At 43.8% G+C, this 16,588-nt stretch carries 13 protein-coding genes and 1 pseudogene; 5 read left to right on the plus strand and 9 right to left on the minus strand.

Annotation, left to right across the window (positions count from 1 at the left end):
- Positions 1–69 precede the first annotated feature (69 nt).
- Positions 70–717: pseudogene (locus tag J7E78_RS30065) on the minus strand (two-component sensor histidine kinase); the annotation flags it as partial.
- 221 nt (positions 718–938) lie between these two features.
- On the opposite strand from J7E78_RS30065, the gene J7E78_RS19135 reads away from it, so the two are divergent.
- Both J7E78_RS19135 and J7E78_RS19140 read left to right on the plus strand, forming a co-directional pair.
- A complete protein-coding gene (locus J7E78_RS19135) occupies positions 939–1,766 on the plus strand; it encodes an AraC family transcriptional regulator (RefSeq protein ID WP_215077768.1) in 828 nt (275 codons plus the stop codon).
- A gap of 79 nt (positions 1,767–1,845) precedes the next feature.
- Positions 1,846–2,184, plus strand: coding sequence for a cupin domain-containing protein (locus J7E78_RS19140; RefSeq protein WP_215077769.1), 339 nt, complete (start codon positions 1,846–1,848; stop codon positions 2,182–2,184).
- 113 nt (positions 2,185–2,297) lie between these two features.
- On the opposite strand, the gene J7E78_RS19145 is transcribed toward J7E78_RS19140, so the two are convergent.
- The 4 genes from J7E78_RS19145 to pdxS all read right to left on the minus strand — a co-directional run bounded on the left by J7E78_RS19145 (position 2,298) and on the right by pdxS (position 6,525).
- Positions 2,298–3,458 (minus strand): alpha/beta hydrolase, encoded by a 1,161-nt coding sequence (locus J7E78_RS19145; RefSeq protein ID WP_215077770.1) that lies wholly within the window; start codon positions 3,456–3,458, stop codon positions 2,298–2,300.
- The gene (locus tag J7E78_RS19150; RefSeq protein ID WP_215077771.1) at positions 3,455–4,114 is read right to left on the minus strand and encodes a TetR/AcrR family transcriptional regulator; all 660 of its coding nucleotides are present in this window, start codon (positions 4,112–4,114) and stop codon (positions 3,455–3,457) included. Before J7E78_RS19150 ends, J7E78_RS19145 begins: the two co-directional genes overlap by 4 nt.
- A 207-nt stretch (positions 4,115–4,321) precedes the next feature.
- The gene (locus J7E78_RS19155) at positions 4,322–5,392 is read right to left on the minus strand and encodes an ABC transporter substrate-binding protein (RefSeq protein ID WP_215077772.1); all 1,071 of its coding nucleotides are present in this window, start codon (positions 5,390–5,392) and stop codon (positions 4,322–4,324) included.
- A 248-nt stretch (positions 5,393–5,640) separates the two neighbouring features.
- Complete coding sequence (gene pdxS / locus J7E78_RS19160) at positions 5,641–6,525, minus strand: pyridoxal 5'-phosphate synthase lyase subunit PdxS (protein ID WP_215077825.1); 885 nt, start codon at positions 6,523–6,525, stop codon at positions 5,641–5,643.
- Positions 6,526–6,672: 147 nt separating this feature from the next.
- Here pdxS and pdxR point away from each other — a divergent pair, with 147 nt between their 5' ends.
- The 3 genes from pdxR (at position 6,673) to J7E78_RS19175 (ending at position 10,920) form a co-directional block, all read left to right on the plus strand.
- The gene (gene pdxR / locus J7E78_RS19165) at positions 6,673–8,163 is read left to right on the plus strand and encodes a MocR-like pyridoxine biosynthesis transcription factor PdxR (RefSeq protein ID WP_215077773.1); all 1,491 of its coding nucleotides are present in this window, start codon (positions 6,673–6,675) and stop codon (positions 8,161–8,163) included.
- A gap of 59 nt (positions 8,164–8,222) precedes the next feature.
- Entirely contained in the window at positions 8,223–10,244 is a 2,022-nt protein-coding gene (locus tag J7E78_RS19170; RefSeq protein ID WP_215077774.1) for an ATP-dependent DNA helicase, read from the plus strand.
- Positions 10,245–10,392: 148 nt separating this feature from the next.
- Complete coding sequence (locus J7E78_RS19175; RefSeq protein WP_215077775.1) at positions 10,393–10,920, plus strand: DinB family protein; 528 nt, start codon at positions 10,393–10,395, stop codon at positions 10,918–10,920.
- A gap of 149 nt (positions 10,921–11,069) precedes the next feature.
- Here the strand turns inward: J7E78_RS19175 and J7E78_RS19180 are convergent, their stop codons facing one another.
- The 4 genes from J7E78_RS19180 to J7E78_RS19195 form a co-directional block, all read right to left on the minus strand.
- On the minus strand, positions 11,070–12,788 hold the full coding sequence (locus tag J7E78_RS19180; protein ID WP_215077776.1) for a discoidin domain-containing protein: 1,719 nt from the start codon (positions 12,786–12,788) through the stop codon (positions 11,070–11,072).
- Positions 12,789–12,861: 73 nt separating this feature from the next.
- Complete coding sequence (locus tag J7E78_RS19185) at positions 12,862–14,547, minus strand: type 2 periplasmic-binding domain-containing protein (protein WP_215077777.1); 1,686 nt, start codon at positions 14,545–14,547, stop codon at positions 12,862–12,864.
- Between the two features lie 160 nt (positions 14,548–14,707).
- A complete protein-coding gene (locus tag J7E78_RS19190) occupies positions 14,708–15,577 on the minus strand; it encodes a carbohydrate ABC transporter permease (RefSeq protein ID WP_215077778.1) in 870 nt (289 codons plus the stop codon).
- 18 nt (positions 15,578–15,595) lie between these two features.
- Complete coding sequence (locus J7E78_RS19195) at positions 15,596–16,480, minus strand: ABC transporter permease (RefSeq protein ID WP_215077826.1); 885 nt, start codon at positions 16,478–16,480, stop codon at positions 15,596–15,598.
- Positions 16,481–16,588: the final 108 nt, after the last annotated feature.

Below are 16,588 nucleotides of genomic sequence, written 5' to 3' on the forward strand. Positions count from 1 at the left end.
GGTTATTCAACACGCGTGTAACAAAATATAAACTGGCTCTAAATTTTCACGAAACTTATACAGTGAACCGGTGAAATCCATGCCCCAGATCCGCTCGTGTTCGGCTGAACTTCGTAGTTGATGCAAGGGCTTAATGAAGCTGCGTGTGATCCAGCGGAACAAGAGCAGATTTGCAATGATGAGGACGCCAATAAGCAGGAATGACATCACAGGCAGCAGCTTGCGAGTAAGCTCCGCAAAGGGGCTTCTCTCACGAATGACAAAGATACTCCCTCGTTCCCCGTCTGAATATTGAAAATCAAATTTTGCATACGCGTAAAATCGCTCACCAATATTGAAGGTACTCCGAATCTGATAATTGTTAAGATCATAGGCAGGTAGTGCTTGCTTCAGTTCTGGCTGGTTGAAGGTCAGCGATTCGAAGATCTGGCTATTCTCCCGTCTGACGTAGAGCCCTGACTTCTCGCATCGAAGCTTCATGTCATATTCACGCAGCAAAACCTTGTTCTACAGGTCGTCCGGGTCATTTTTGGCCAGGAACGTCATCTCTTGAAAGATCGATTCTCCCTGTTCAGTCAGGGGGTTGATCTGATAATGTACCTTGTATATATCACGGAAACTCTGTAGATCCCCTGTAGCCGCAATCGTATACAGACTTGCCGTAAGCAGGATGAACAGCAGACTTATAACGAGCATGCCCGTGAAGGACAGCAGCATTTTTATTCAAAATGACATGGGTTCCCCTTCTCAAGCAAACAATTGGATTAGTTAGTGCACTTGTTAACACAAGATGGATTCTATTGCCCATATGTAAAAAAGAGCTTTCTTTTTCATTATATGTGTTGACAGTGATAATCGTTATCAATAATGTTGGAATAAGGTGTACAACGATTTATCTCAGAATCACCGGCAAACATGATTGAAATGAGGTACGTAATGTGAAAGTAGACGTTAATCAGTTAGCAGCGCATTTTGCACACATTCCTTTTCAAGTAGAAGGCGTATATCGATATGCTAGAAATCCAGGGGTTCCCCAGGCTGACTATACCGATTCTTTTCCTGGATTTGTATTTCCTCTTACAGGAAAAATACAATTTCAATTTGATGGTACGCCCTATATCTTTTCACCAGGAAAAGTTGTACATGGGGGCGCGAAAATGAAGCTGGATCAAACCGTGTTTCATAGAACGGACTGGGAATACATCCTCGTTTTATACCGGATATGTAGTTCGGACCTCGAAGAGACAAGCTTTTCCCATCAGCATTTTGAATTATCAACGGGTCAATCCCCACGTCTGATCGAATTAATCACGCGTCTTTGGCATGTGTATAATCAGCGTGGAGGTATTTCAAGGTTTCAGACCGAGATGCTGTTTCGCGATGTACTGAATGAGACTTTAATATGTGTTGACCATAGGCAAAATAGTAACGAATCAGATGCTTTGTTTGAACGGGTCTCTACCTATATCCAAGAATACTACGATCAAAGTCTGACTGTCTCATCGCTTGCAGAACAAAATAACGTTAATCGAAATCGACTTTCCTACGTGTTTAGAAGACATGCAGGTATGGGTCCAGCAGAATATGTATTGAAATATCGTATAAACATGGCACAGCAAATGTTATTGGCAAGTGATGCGTCTGTACAACAGATTGCTGAGACCGTTGGCATTGCTGACCCCTTTTATTTTAGCAGAGTGTTTAAGAAACAATGTGGTATCTCTCCTACGGAGTATCGTCTGAAGTTCATCAATAATCCATGCTGATTTCAATAGGCATCCATGTTATACCAAAGCTTAGATCAGTATACTGAACATAAAGGATTAATACACAGGAGGAATTACGATGCACTATCAAGCTATTCAATTGAATGAGGAATTTTCAAAATTAAACGATCTTTGGTCTCCGAAACTCATTGGTGAAATGAATGACTATCAATTTAAGATCGTTAAGATTGCTGGAGATTTTGAGTGGCATGTTCATGAGGAGACCGACAAGTTATTTTTTGTGCTCGAAGGGGAAATGATAATTGATTTTCGTGATGGGCAAGTGAAGATTTCCAAGGGCGAGATGTATATTGTGCCTAAAGGAGTCGAGATCAAACCTTCCGCCGAAAAGGAATGTCATATCATGTTGATGGAGCCTGGAAGCGAAGTAAACACTGGCGGGACTAAGGCCGGATAAGCGTCAGTTATTGGAACCAGGAAGTTAATTTGCAATATCAGAGTCAGAGAGCCGATAACCGCGTAATAGGGGTTATCGGCTCTGCGTCTGTACGGCTAGCTCTTTGACATGCATTAATCAGCAGTCTCTCGGTTATGTCTCTTGTTGCTGGTCTTCCTGATCAATTCCACACCATCGTATGCCAGACTTTCCACACTTGTTGCCTTCTGCAGTATGTAATGATCAAAAAAGTTCTTCGCATAGTCTGTAACAAGATTTCGCATCTCCATAGCATCCCGTTCGCATCTGTGTTCCTCATTAACACTGGTAAACACGATGTCACAGTAATCCAAATGTGCAACACGATCAACTGAGAAAAAATAGGTTTCCATGCTATTGTTAGCACCAATAATCGCATTCATATTATAGTTAGGTTCACAAAACAGTAACAAGAAGGGTTTCTTAAGATCGCTGTCAAGAAGGCCAAACGCACCGCTATCCAAGCTAATCCCGCAGGCGAACCGGTCGTCATCCCGGCAAACCATCGCCGTCGTAGGCCCTCCATAAGAATGTCCGACTATACCCATGCCGATGTCAAGCCACAATCTGCCCTTAAAGATGGAATTCACCTCTCCAGAGTCCAGTTTGTAAAGATAATCGGCTACATACCTTACATCTTCTGCCTGTAATTCACTATACTCTGTTAACTTGGAAAGTATCGGTAGTGCAAGCACGTTACGGCACATCTCAATGGCAGTTTCATCGTCAGGCCGCATCTCCATCTTACCAGCCAACGCCAGCATCTCCGGATCTTCACCAAAGGCTGTAATGACATCCGAAAAATCCTTTGATACATTAAACAGGCGCCCATCTTTACGTTTATACATCGTGCTATTCTGATGGCCAATGCTTACCACAACATACCCCATGCTTGCCAAGTCTGTACAGAGCACTGTACCCCATTCTGGAGAACCGCCTCCACCGCACACATAGAATACCACTGGATAGCGCTTTTCCTTCCCGGAAAGAGCAAGGTCGTCGTAACACTGGGTCTTGATATCTATAGAGAAAACATCCTTCAACCCAGTGACAAGTGGCTGCTCATTAAACATCTCGTAGACTTCAGGAAACATGTACGTTGATGTAGCCTTACCTTCGCTACTGTCAGACGGATAGTACACAAAAGCGGTCAGTTCTCTTTTGGAGTAATCTGATGCCGTGTACTCAAAATCCATCTGGGTTCGACCGACAGTATAGCCGCCAATTGGTTCTGGAAATATGTCATAGGTTTTCATTTTCTTTCCCCCTTGAGATCGCTAACCATTTCAGAATATTTATGATCCTCAAGCAGCCCATGGCCCATAAATTCAGAAAAGTATTTGCTGATCTTATGTTGCAGCTTAGAGTCCTTAATATCGAATTCCCTAAAAAACAAGATTAAATTAAGCTGCATTGACTCAAACATAAAAGAAATCAGGTCGTCGTCAACATTAGGTCGGAGATATCCATCAACCCTCATTCGGCGTAAAATGTCCTTGATCATGGGGAATGACTCGCCCTTTAACACATTCACATATACTTTAAGCAAAATGTCCTCAGGAATATATGAAAATGTTTTAGTGAGTTTGATTTCCAACTCATTCAGTGGCTCGGTCACCATGCCATTAACGTTACCAAATAAAACAGTAAGGAAATAGCTGTAAAGGGAATCTTCATTACTGTTATTAAAATATGCAGCTCTTTTCTGGGTCACATTACGTATTAAGAGGCAATAAAGGTCATCTTTGTCTTCAAAATACCGATAAAATGTTCCGGGGTGCATGGACAAACTATCCAAAACCATCTTCATAGTTATATCCTCGTAAAGATTATTAACAAAAAGATGCATAGCGCTATTAGATATTTCCTCGCGCCTTGTTTCATCTAAACGAAAGAAAGTATTTTTTGGCATAGAGTACTCCTTAATGTGAAGTGTGAACTGATTCACACTATACTGATAATAAATTCACAAGTCAAGTCGTATTAAAATAGCGTGTTCACTCCATTCTCGCTATCATTCAGGCTGACCAGGAACAGCTTAAGACGGGAATTTGGTTCCTGATAACAAAAAAAGCCGCTAAAATAGCGACTTTCATTGGAACTATGAGCCATACTGCCATTACAACCCGAGGTCATCAGCGAGTCCTTCAACACCTGTGAAGATGGAATCCCCGTAACCCCAGAAGTTGTTGAAATCAATAATGTAGATTTTTTTGTTTTTAACGGCGTTAATGTTTTGTACCTGTTTGTTGGCAAGCAGCTTTTCAATCGTCTGCTCAGGATCAATGCCACCTGCATACCTCGAAATAATCATTGCATCCGGATTAATCTCGATTAACTTCTCAAGACTGAGTGTGCCGGTTTCATTAATCAGCATATTATGCATATTGATTAATGACATTGCACTTTCAATAAACGTATCACCGTTTCCGTTGTAGATTCCAATGGTTCCATCACCATTATCCGAAAATGATGCATAGTTGATCGTTTCAGTGCTAGCTCGAGCCGACAACGCATTCTCGCGTGCTTTAAGCTTCTCAATATATGCCGCTGCGTTCGCTTGTACGTTGAATATCTCACCTAATTCAGTAATGTCCTGATACAGACTATCTAACGATGCGTCAGGAACACTGGTGCTTTGTACATACGTTTTAATCCCCATATCATTCAAGCTGCTTACTGTACCAACACCCCAATCGGCATCCTCAAACAATCCACCACGCCCTACAACCAGGTCAGGCGTAGCCCCTATTGTCACTTCCTTACCGACATAGCCCTCAGCTAGCACAGGAATTTGTTTAAACTCGTCCGCAATATCTTCAGGTACACTACCAAACAACGCAGCTACACCTACAAGTTTGTCTGTCAAACCAAGGCGAATCATCAGCTCGGCTGCACCTTGGGTATTGGCAACTACTCGTTCAGGTGCCTTATCGAAGGTTTGTTCTTTAGCCACCCATGTTCCATTTTCAGTCGTATAGTTAGAAACGGTTAAAGGATACGTTGTTTGAGCAGCACCTGAAGCTTCTGCATCCGATTTCTCCTCATCTGTTGCAACATTTTTCGCTGCTTGCTGCGAGTTATTGTTTGCCTGATTGCTACCATCACTACTATTGGAGCAGGCTGCAAGTACAACAACAAGTGCAACAATAAAACAAAATAACATTCCTTTTTTAAAGCGTGTAGACATGTAATTCTCTCCCTTTTGAATCCTTAATTTTCTATTTATGCATTATGTAAAATAGTTATTGTCAGTATACAGCAAATGTTTAATCCAGTAAATGATAATTATAATCATTCTCAATTGATAAAAAAAAGGACATTCTCCTTTCCGTCTTTGCTTTTGCTTTCGTCAACAATAACAAAAAAGCCGATCCATTTTTATCTATGGATCGGCTTTGCTTGACACTATTCATGCTCCAGTTGTTCTATCTGCTCTTACCAACCGCGGTTGGACATGCGCTCTTCTGGAGCCAATTTAGAAATTTCGATCCCTTTCATCGGGGCGCCCAAGTTTTTGGATACTTCGGCAATCAGTTTGTAATCCGTGTAATGTGTTGTAGCTTCAACGATTGCACGAGCGAATTTCTCAGGGCTATCGGATTTGAAAATACCTGATCCTACAAACACACCGTCTGCTCCCAAGTGCATCATTAATGCTGCGTCCGCCGGAGTAGCTACACCGCCTGCTGCAAAGTTAACGACAGGAAGTTTTCCATTTTCATGAACTTCGCGCAGTAACTCATAAGCTACACCCAGATTTTTTGCTTCAGCATACAGCTCGTCTTTGGACATGTTTTGCACTTTACGGAGCTGGCTGTTAATTACACGCATATGACGAACTGCCTCAACAATGTTGCCCGTTCCAGGCTCACCTTTTGTACGAATCATCGATGCACCCTCACCAATACGGCGAAGAGCTTCTCCCAAATCTTTGGCTCCACATACAAATGGTACAGTAAACTCATGTTTATCGATATGGAACACTTCGTCCGCAGGTGTAAGAACTTCACTTTCATCGAGATAGTCCACACCCAGGGATTCAAGCACTTTGGCTTCTATGTAATGACCGATACGTGCTTTGGCCATAACCGGGATAGATACAACCTTCATAACCTCTTCTACAATGGTAGGATCTGCCATACGGGCTACACCGCCGGCTGCGCGAATATCAGATGGTACCCGCTCAAGAGCCATAACAGCTGTTGCCCCTGCCGCCTCAGCGATTTTAGCTTGCTCTGCATTCATAACGTCCATGATGACGCCACCTTTTTGCATCTCAGCCATTCCTCTTTTTACACGATCTGTACCTGTTTGCATGATTGTAGTCCTCCTAATTAACTTTTGGGTAATTTTCAATAAAGGCATCGCTCTAATCTATGATTTAGTATAGAATGAGAATGGTCATATAAAAAGATCCAATATTTTCGATTTTTATTGTACCACTTCAATGATAAGTCTGGAGGTCCTATGCAATTTCATGTAGCTTACAGTTCATATTTGAACCGAAAATATACCAAGATGAAGGCTCTCTATCATGCCATTCGTGATGCAATTCATGAAGGTAATCTTATGCATGGCGAGAAGTTACCCTCTACTCGAGAGTTAGCTGCGACGTATCACATTTCCAGAGGAACCGTGAATCAGGTCTATGATACATTGACTGCACAAGGTTACATTCATTCAGAGCATGGAAGAGGAACCTTTGTTGCATATCAGTTGGACTTAAGCAATGATGCGTCCACCGAGAAAGCTTGTACGCATCACTTATCGGCCTGGGGAAATCGTATTCAGCAGTTTGAACAGCAAGCGATTCAAAGAAATGCACCAGCCAATGCTCATACACATGATTCCAGAATGAATAGCGACGAAGTGATCGACTTCAGCAAATATCAACCTGACTTCTCCAAGTTTCCTTACGATGAATGGAATAATCGATTGTATGCAGAGATAAGGCAGCGTGAGCATCACCTGAAAACAACCTCTGCCATGGTTAGTTCAACCGGGGATCCAAAATTGAGAGAAGCCATTGCTGCCTATCTTCGGAGGATGCGGGGCATTCAAGTTGATCCGGATCATATTGCAGTAACTGCCGGCTCCATGCAAGCTATAGCTCTACTCACTCAATTACTTGCAGATCCTGGGGATTATGTCGTGACAGAAAGTCCTTGTTATGTCGGGATTTCTAAAGCCATATTGGCAGCCGGTGCAAAGTTGATTGAAGCCAATCTCGATGGTCAGGGCGTTGTGCCCCAAGACTGGGAAGCACGTATGTTGTTTGTCACGCCGTCACGACAATTTCCTACTGGTGAAATGCTCAGTCTGGAACGAAGACAAACCTTGCTGGACTGGGCACAGCGAAATGATGCCATGATTGTTGAGGATGATTATGATAGTGAATTCCGATATCGCGGAATGCATGTTGAACCACTGAAAACACTCGATAAAGCAGGACGCGTAATCTATCTGGGCAGCTTCACCAAAACCTTGCCTTTAGAAGTACGACTTGGTTATGTGGTTCTTCCCCCTACCTTGGCTGACACCTTTAGAAAGGCACAGGCATTATACGAGCCTAGACCCGTCAACCTGATCGAACAACGGGCATTAGCTGCATTCATGACAAGTGGTCAATATGAGCGTCATCTGCGCAGAATGAATCGATTATACAGTCGTAAATTCCATCTGTTACTCAAACTTTTGAACAAGCAACTATCTACATGGTTTGATTGGGTGGAGAATGAAGCGGGTCTGCACGTGTTTGGCTGGTGGCGAGGTAATGTGACCACTTATGAGGCCTTTCGGGAATCGGCTAGGTCACAAGGTGTGGTATACTCAGAAGTCAGCAGTTCAACGTCTGTTGGTATGAAGTATGGTATATATTTGTCTTTTGCACATTTGTCAGATGAACAATTACAGGAAGGCGTTTCCAGATTGAAAAATGCCATTACAACTGCATTGTGAGGTAAATCGTCTCCAAAGTGAGTACAAGAAGATCATCATTCGGAAGAGGGGCGATCGTTATGAATTGGTTAAATGAACTTTATAAAATGAATAAGCAGGAACCGGACAAGGAAATCGAACGTTCTTTGGTTAACGCCATCTTCCGAATATATGACCGGTTCCCCCGAATTGGCCTTAGAGAGCGGATCGGACAGCAAGAAATGTCTCTCGATATCGCCGATGCTTATATCCATGGGCATAACGCCATGATTGAAGCTGGTGTCGGAATCGGTAAGTCTTTTGGATATCTGATCCCAAGCCTGCTCACGAATCAAATGTCTCAAAAACCAGTCATTATAGCTACCTCCTCCATTCAGCTCTCGGAACAGATACATAAAGATTTAAGGATCATTGGTAGTCGGTTGGGATTCTCAACGGTTCGCTCCGTGGTGGGAAAAGGCATGGGGCAGTATGCCTGCCGAAGTAGAGCAGCGGAATGGATCAATCTTGATGATACAAATTCCTTCGTATCTACCCTCGCACAGCGCATATTAGATTATGAAATTGATGAAAGAGCCGATATTAAAGCTGGAGTTAGTGATGCCGAATGGTCTCACGTTTCCGTGAATGATTGCAAATTTGAACGTTGTCATCACAAAAATGCATGTTTGTTTTACGATATGAGAGCGAAATTAAATGCAAAAGCTAACGAGATTGATTTTATTATTGTGAACCAGGACCTGCTCATACGGGATTTGATGAAGAAAAAAGAAGGAACCAAGAGCATCATCTCGGAACAGCCTGCTCTGATCGTCATTGATGAAGCGCATAATCTGGAAGCAAAAGTTCGGGATGCCAGAACACTGGAGTTCACTTATCGGGGGATTTGCCGCATTCTGGATACCACGGTGCAGCTTCTAACGAAGCAGTCCGGGGATAAAATTCTCTTCTCACAATCCAAGTTTATCAAAAACTGCGCTGAGCGCATCTTCAAACAGGTAAACGCGGATCTGCTCCACCATGCCAAGCAGGATAACGACCGAATCAAAGTGTCGGAGATCAAAGGAATACCGTTGAACCAAGTATCGAATAATTTGAAAGATTTCAGTCTACGCCTTTCCATTTTGACCTCCCGCCATGAGCGAGAGATCGATGACGCTTTTGAAGCCATAAACGGGCTTATTACTCTCATTAGTGTCTTATCTGAAACAAAGGACAACTATCTCTTATGGGCTAGCAGCCCCTTGGGAGTAGCCACGATCAGCATCTGTCCCAAAGATATAAGCCAATTTCTGAAATACACTTTATTTAATGGCAAGGTGCCTGTAATCCTGACATCAGCAACACTGTGCCAAGGCGGGGATACGCTGGAGGAACAATATTCTTATATGACGCACTCCCTCGGTTATAAGGGGGATCTCTTAGAGCGCCAACCCTCCCCTTTTGACTACACCAACCATACCATGATGTATATTTCGAACAAAGTTCCCTATTACCACCACGACCAGCGCGAAAACTATCTTGAAGCAGCCTACAATGAAGTGGTTCAACTCTGTAATCTAACTCAGGGAAGAACAATCGTCCTTTTTTCAGCAAAGGAAGACATGAAGTACATTCATAAGAAGTTGATGTCAGAGGTTAATGCAAATTCATGGGCAGTCCATGTTCAAAAAGAAGGATCTTCCCAGGACAGTGTCATCGCCGAATTCAGGAAAAGCAAAGGAGTACTCCTGGGTACCGGTGTATTCTGGGAAGGCGTGAATATCGAGGGGTCTGACCTGTTGCAGGTCATTATTTTCCGTCTACCCTTCCCTGTTCCATCGGATCCTGTTTATGAATATAAGGCATCTGTAACGGAGAATCCGTTTATGGAGGTGTTTGTACCGGACATGCTTCTGCGATTAAGGCAAGGAACGGGGCGCTTGATTCGTAGTGAAACGGACCTTGGCATACTCAGCATACTTGACTCCCGTCTCAGTGCAGCGGCTAAAAAGAGTTACCGGGCACAGGTGCTGGACACGTTGCCGTTCCAAAAAGTGACTGAGGATTTTGCGGTTTTAGAGAAATTTGTCCAAAATAAAGGGATACGACGTACGGATTAGAAGTGGTATAACACGTAACCTTGAAAAACTGCCTAAATTACATGAAACGGCCCTCCCCTCATAAAGCGGAGGAGCCTATTTCAATGCTGGAAGTAAGATATATGCTACAATATATTCCATATCTACGAATCCCAAAGGAGGCATTTACATGGTTGATAGACCAACTACAGAGGAGTATGCAGCTTATTATGAAGGGTACATCCAGCTTGTTCCTGAAGGGAACATCATCGAACGTTTAGAGCTGCAAGCCAACATCGTACCAACTTTGCTCTCTTCATTGACAGAGGAGCAAGCAAATTATCGGTACGCCGAAGGCAAATGGAGCGTGAAAGAGGTCATCGGCCACCTTTTGGATAACGAACGAATCATGAGCAGCCGATTGCTTCGCATCGCCAGAGGTGACCAAGCGAATCATCCCGGTTACGATCAGGGCGTGCTTATGCAGACCCACCCTTTCAATGCATATACCCTGGCCGATTTGAGCGAAGAATATGCCGTCACACGCCGCTCAACCATTCTTATGCTTCGTCGCCTCACCCCGGAAGCTTGGCTCTGTAGAGGGATCGTCAGTGATAACACTGCTTCAGCTCGATCGATTGCATTTGTTATGGCTGGGCATGAGCTCCACCATTTATCAGTACTTCGCGATCGCTATTCATTAGATCTGAAATTATAAAATTCATCCAAAAAGACTTTGAACCTGCAATCTCAGTAGGATCAAAGTCTTTTCTCATCAGTCGTTTTATTGTTCAAAATGAATCAGATGTGTATCCTCTCAAAAGTATGAATAATCAATTAACCAATTCTCTTCTTTTAAGAACATCGTTAATTGGTGTCCGATCCCAATACCTTCACTTCCCATAGCCTTGGCGTGTACCAGTTGTTAGGGTTGTTATGAAGTGCCGCATTTTGCATATTAATTCGTACATACCTGGCAGCAGTGCTCGATAGCGTATCTGATGTGAAACCGTAAGATGTATTATTGGTTCGATCCAATGCCACGGTCCAGTTCACATTATCCGTACTCGTCTCGATTTTATACTTGTAAAAACCTTCAGAACCTTTTTGCATCCACCAGGAGATTTGCACATTATTCAATTGTTGAACAGAGCCAAGATCGACCTTCCACCAATGCGGCCAAGAACTGCCTGTGCCGATCCATTCGGTTTGATAGTTACCATCATTAGCATAACTTGCCGGATTTGTTCCGGTAACCGATTGCGCTGTTGCAGGTTTACCTTGTGACAGCAGTTTTCCATTCTGAACGGGAATGACGACATCATCGCTTGTGTTGTACAGTACTTGATCAAAATAGTCATAAAATGCGTAACCATCGGAGAACCAAACGGGAAGCAGTCGTTCCTCCGTTGTTCCATTTTGCGTACCTGCCCAACCGAACATCCAGCGATACGCAACCATAACGACGTTGTTACCCGTATCTGGCTTCACCCGCATGACGGAACCCGACTGCGCCGAGAAGGTTGATGTGTTGCCAATCGTCCGTAATTCAGACCAATCTCCGTCTATGCTTGTTGCTGATGAATACAGGGGGATACTCGGATACCAACCTGCCGCTTGGGAAGAGAACAAATAATAAATGCCATCCTTTTTGATCATCTTGGGTAGTTCCCTGTGTTGATTTTCATATATAACAGATACTTGATGATCCACATCCAGCCAATCAGAGGTTAACTTATACAGAATCGTGTCCGAATTATTATTGGCGGTAGAGATCAGATAAGCTGAGTCATCGTCATCTTTGAAAATGGAGATATCTCTGGACTCGTTCCCTTCTGGTCGAAAGCTTTTGTGAAATGTAAAGTCTTCTCCAGGCGTGGCCGAAGCCACCGAAACTCTGGCAAGTGTGTAGTCTGTACTGTTTTCATAGTGAGCCCAAAAAACGAATTTGTTTGTGGGCGCATGGTAGAGGATATGGATCCCCTCAAATTTAGAATTAGCCAGATCGGGATGATCCGTGTAGGAAAGGACCACTTTGTCGTTACCGTAGGTGATATCATCTGTTGACGTCTGTTGAATCATTTCGCCAAAACCACCAGTTGACTTTTGTACAAAGTTAAACCTGTAGTAGGTGTCTCCAACTTTAAGTTCATTCGGGAGCATAAGCGTTGATTGCGTTGTGTTATCAAAAGTTATGAGGTTCTCTGGAAGGCTGTAAGGGGTATATTCTGGCGAGACAGCGGAGGTAATTAAGGAAGTTCCGCCATATGCCTTCACTTGATATTTGTACGAACTACCTATGCTGAGGTCATAATCATCCGTCGTTGTACCGGTTAAGGTCTGTAATAACGTATAAGGCGCATTGTTCTCGGATCTGTATAACTCGTATGCAGTCGCTCCCTGGACAGGTGCCCAATGGATTTTGGCATTGGATACTTCGGATTCATTCTTAACCACAAATAGTGTTGCTGCAATCTTAGTCTCCTCATCATCAGCAGCATGAATGGTTTGAACTGAGGACGTCAAATGAACGGTTAACAACATCAATGCAATGACGATAGCCATCCACGATTTACGTTTGATCATGTCTCATCATCTCCTTTTTTTTAGGAAACCAACCTCCCTGTTGACGGAAGGCTGGTCCAGGTGAAACTTGACTTTATTTCAAATTCATCAGTGTCATTACATCTGTCTCGCTGGCTTGGTTGTACCATTCGTTAACTTCTTCGATAACGGTGTCTCCGCCTTTTTCGTGCCACTGTTTCACAAAGGTATCAAATGCCTCAAGCGGCTCATTGCCATATATAATTTTGGTGAACGTCTCTTGTTCCATGGTGGTCAATTGTTCCCACACATTTTGCATCGTCGGCGTTGGTGGACCGTTAAACTCATTTGGCAGCAAAACATCCCTGTTTTCATACGAAATCCGGTACCCGTCCTGAGTCGTTTGATCTTTTGAAGCGCTCTGAATGAGTACGCCTGTGTCGGCTTTAACTCCATTCGCCAGATCGTAGTAGGATTGGCCGGGACCATCAACGCTCGGCGTATTTTTGGTGAATGCCATTTTCCCAACGCCTTGCACGGCCTCTAATGGCGTATTAAATTTCGTTGGATCAAAAGTGACTTTATCGTTAACGATATCGTAATCGTATCCTTGAGCGTAGCCGTATTTGAAATCCCCCGTGCTGAACGCCGCGTCGTACATTTTATCGTAGTACAGGAAGAATGCTTCCATGTTCTGAAAATCCTTGTTAAACATGAACACGCCATCGTTCAATTGGGCGGATTGATAGGTCTTATCACCGTTCACCCCTTGAATGGTCGGATAAGCACTAATTTTTGCACCATTCACATTTTTCTCTACGTCTTTCACGCTGTCGTAAAGCCAAGGACGACCAATGATGATGCCAGCTTTCCCCTCCGTAAAATCGGACAGAGCATCCCAGGCCCCTTGGGTGGCCAATTCTTTGTTCAAGTACCCTTCTGCATACCAATCGCGTAACTTGGCAAGTGCCTCTTTGTTGCCAGGAGCCACAGATCCATAGGTGAGTTTGCCGTTGTCGTTATGCCATTGCCTTGGAAGATGCTTGCCCGTGTATGCGCTGAATATCATGACCGGATCGCTGACCCAGCCCGTATTGTAGGAATCTTTACCCGAAAATGTAAAGCCATATGTGTCTTTCTTGCCGTTCCCATCCGGGTCCTCATTGGTGAACGCTGCGATGACTTGCTCAAATTCCTCAATTGTTGTTGGCGCTTTCAAATTCAATTGGTCTAACCAGTCCTGGCGGATCAGCATGACTTCTCCTTCCGTCAGATTGGGCGCGATGGCCATCCCGTAAACCTTGCCATCCCTAACCACTGGATTGAAGGTGGTCGGGTATTGTTTGTATATTTCTTTTATCCGGTCAGGCATGTAGGTTGAGATGTCTTCCGTAATCTCCTTGACCTGCCCCGACTCGATCAGATCATTAACCAGCATGGTATCATAGACGGGCAGAACGTCTGGTAGCTTCTCGGAACCTGTCAGTGCCAGCCGCAGCTTGGTATTATATTGTGAAGCATCACCTCCCAGCAGGGTGGTTTGGATTTTGATACCCAGGTTTTGTTCGCCCCAGCGTGTCAACACATTGTCATTCAACGTCTCACCGTTGATGTACTTTCCAGCATTTTCATCCTGTTGTTTGGCGATGGTGATCGTAAACGGTGGATCATATTTACCTTCCTTAAGCACCGATGCCGGTGTAGTCTCGGACGCACTCTCCCCTTTGCTGCAGCCAGCCATAAGAACAGCCGACAGCATAACCATACTTACCATTTTCCATAAATCAGTTCTTTTTTTCATGGAAACATACCCCCTTCACTCAACTCAATTTGTTTTCTATATAAGCTCAACTAAGGAATATTTACACTGGCACTCCGATGACAGAATAACCTTCCGGTCGCTGTTATCGTGTAAATGTTTAGTTGAACATATATAGTGATCCAATTTTTCGTCATCCTAACTACTCTTTTACGGCTCCTAGTACAATTCCCTTCACGAAATATCGTTGTAAAAAAGGATAGACCAAAATGATCGGCAGCGTGCTGACAAAAATTTGAGCTGCCTTGATGCTCTGTTCAGACATGGCTGCCACTTCAGACTGGCTCATCGCCATATTCTGCATGTTACTCTGCACGACAACGGTCTGTAAGAACGAAGCCAGCGGATACTTACTCGCATCCGACATGTACAAAATCCCGTCAAACCAGGAATTCCAGTGCCCTACCATAATGAACAAAGATACGGTCGCGATGCCAGGCAGGGATAATGGTAAATATATTTTGCTGAGGATTACAAAGAAGGACGCTCCATCAATGAATGCCGCTTCTTCCAATGCTTTGGGAATCGTTTTGAAAAAATTGACGAGAAGAATCAGATTATAAGCACCGAAAGCGCCCGGTAGCACAAGAGCCCATATCGTATCCTTTAATCCAAGGGCTGTGATCAATATGTAAGAAGGTATCAATCCCCCCGAGAAGAGCATGGTAAAAATAAAAAACCACATGAGCACGTTGCGTCCCCGGAATTCCTTGGACAAGGCATATCCTGCACAGATAAGAATAAACATGCTGATGGTTGTACCCAATACGGTTCGAGTGATGGATGTTAGCATGGCACCGTTGAAATTAGAATTGTTGAACGTTTTTACATAGGCGTCCACATTGAACCCGACCGGCCAAAATGAAACCATATTACCGCTAATAGCCGCTTTACTGCTTAGCGATTGCGCGAGCAGATGAAGCAGTGGAAGAAAACACGCCAGACCCGCCAGTATCATGAACGCGTAATTAAAATAGGAGAATACTCTATAGCCTGTCGTTTTATGGTACATGATCCCTCTCCCTCCTTGTTAGAATATTTTGTAATTGGCGTATTTATAGGCCAGTCTGTAGGAGACAACGATCAAGATCAAACTGATCCCCGATTTGAACAGTCCTACAGCGGTCCCGAAGCCGTATTGCCCGTTTAACAAGGATGAACGGTAAACATAGGTATCAATGATATCTCCCGTACTGTAGACAAGCGGATTGTACAGATTGAAGACTTGATCAAAGCCCGCATCCAGAATATTGCCCAGACTTAGCGTAGAAATGACGATAATCATAGGCAACATGCTAGGCAAGGTAACGTATCGAATTTGCTGTCGGCGTGTGGCCCCGTCGATCTCGGCCGCTTCGTAATAAGAAGGATTAATCCCTGCAATGGTCGCCAAGTAGACAATCATGCCGAAACCAAAGCTCTTCCACACATCGCTGATCACAACCGTGAATCGAAACAGATCAGGATCACCCAAGAAGTAAACGGGATCGTTCCCGAAAATCCGGGTCAAGATGTGATTGATTCCTCCGTCTAATCCGAGAATGTCGATCATCAACCCCGCGACCGTAACCCAGGATAAGAAATGCGGCAGATACACCAGTGTCTGAACACTTTTCTTAATGCCCATATTTCGGATCTCACTCAGCAGAATAGCCATGACAATCGGAACGATAATACCAACGATAATTTTGGAAACGGCGATAATCAGCGTATTAACGATCGCTTGTGTGGCCTCTTTGTACTGGAAAATCCGTTCAAAATTATCTAACCCGATCCACCGTGAACCTGTGATGCCCAGCCATGGTTTGTAGTCCTGAAATGCCATGAGCAAACCTACCATCGGGCCATAAGAAAAGATGCAGACAAACACAAATGCGGGAATACATAGTACGTACAAAGGCCAGCTTTTCTTAATTTCCTTTTTGAAAGAAGTCCGCTGGGAAAGCTTTGTTTTTGTTTTTTTTGCGGATCTGGCGGGTACAATCTCGTTAATGTTGCATACCTCCTCTATGATGGCTTTTCG

Origin of the sequence: Paenibacillus polymyxa, assembly GCF_018614975.1 — a bacterium.
In the GTDB taxonomy this organism is placed as follows: Bacteria; Bacillota; Bacilli; order Paenibacillales; family Paenibacillaceae; genus Paenibacillus; species Paenibacillus polymyxa_E.

Coding starts and splice junctions, on each gene's coding strand:
- J7E78_RS19155 (WP_215077772.1), bottom strand. CDS start 5,392: ATGTCTACACGCTTTAAAAAAGGAATGTTATTTTGTTTTATTGTTGCA.
- J7E78_RS19190 (WP_215077778.1), bottom strand. CDS start 15,577: ATGTACCATAAAACGACAGGCTATAGAGTATTCTCCTATTTTAATTAC.
- J7E78_RS19180 (WP_215077776.1), bottom strand. CDS start 12,788: ATGATCAAACGTAAATCGTGGATGGCTATCGTCATTGCATTGATGTTG.
- J7E78_RS19150 (WP_215077771.1), bottom strand. CDS start 4,114: ATGCCAAAAAATACTTTCTTTCGTTTAGATGAAACAAGGCGCGAGGAA.
- J7E78_RS19140 (WP_215077769.1), top strand. CDS start 1,846: ATGCACTATCAAGCTATTCAATTGAATGAGGAATTTTCAAAATTAAAC.
- J7E78_RS19145 (WP_215077770.1), bottom strand. CDS start 3,458: ATGAAAACCTATGACATATTTCCAGAACCAATTGGCGGCTATACTGTC.
- J7E78_RS19185 (WP_215077777.1), bottom strand. CDS start 14,547: ATGAAAAAAAGAACTGATTTATGGAAAATGGTAAGTATGGTTATGCTG.
- J7E78_RS19170 (WP_215077774.1), top strand. CDS start 8,223: ATGAATTGGTTAAATGAACTTTATAAAATGAATAAGCAGGAACCGGAC.
- J7E78_RS19175 (WP_215077775.1), top strand. CDS start 10,393: ATGGTTGATAGACCAACTACAGAGGAGTATGCAGCTTATTATGAAGGG.
- pdxR (WP_215077773.1), top strand. CDS start 6,673: ATGCAATTTCATGTAGCTTACAGTTCATATTTGAACCGAAAATATACC.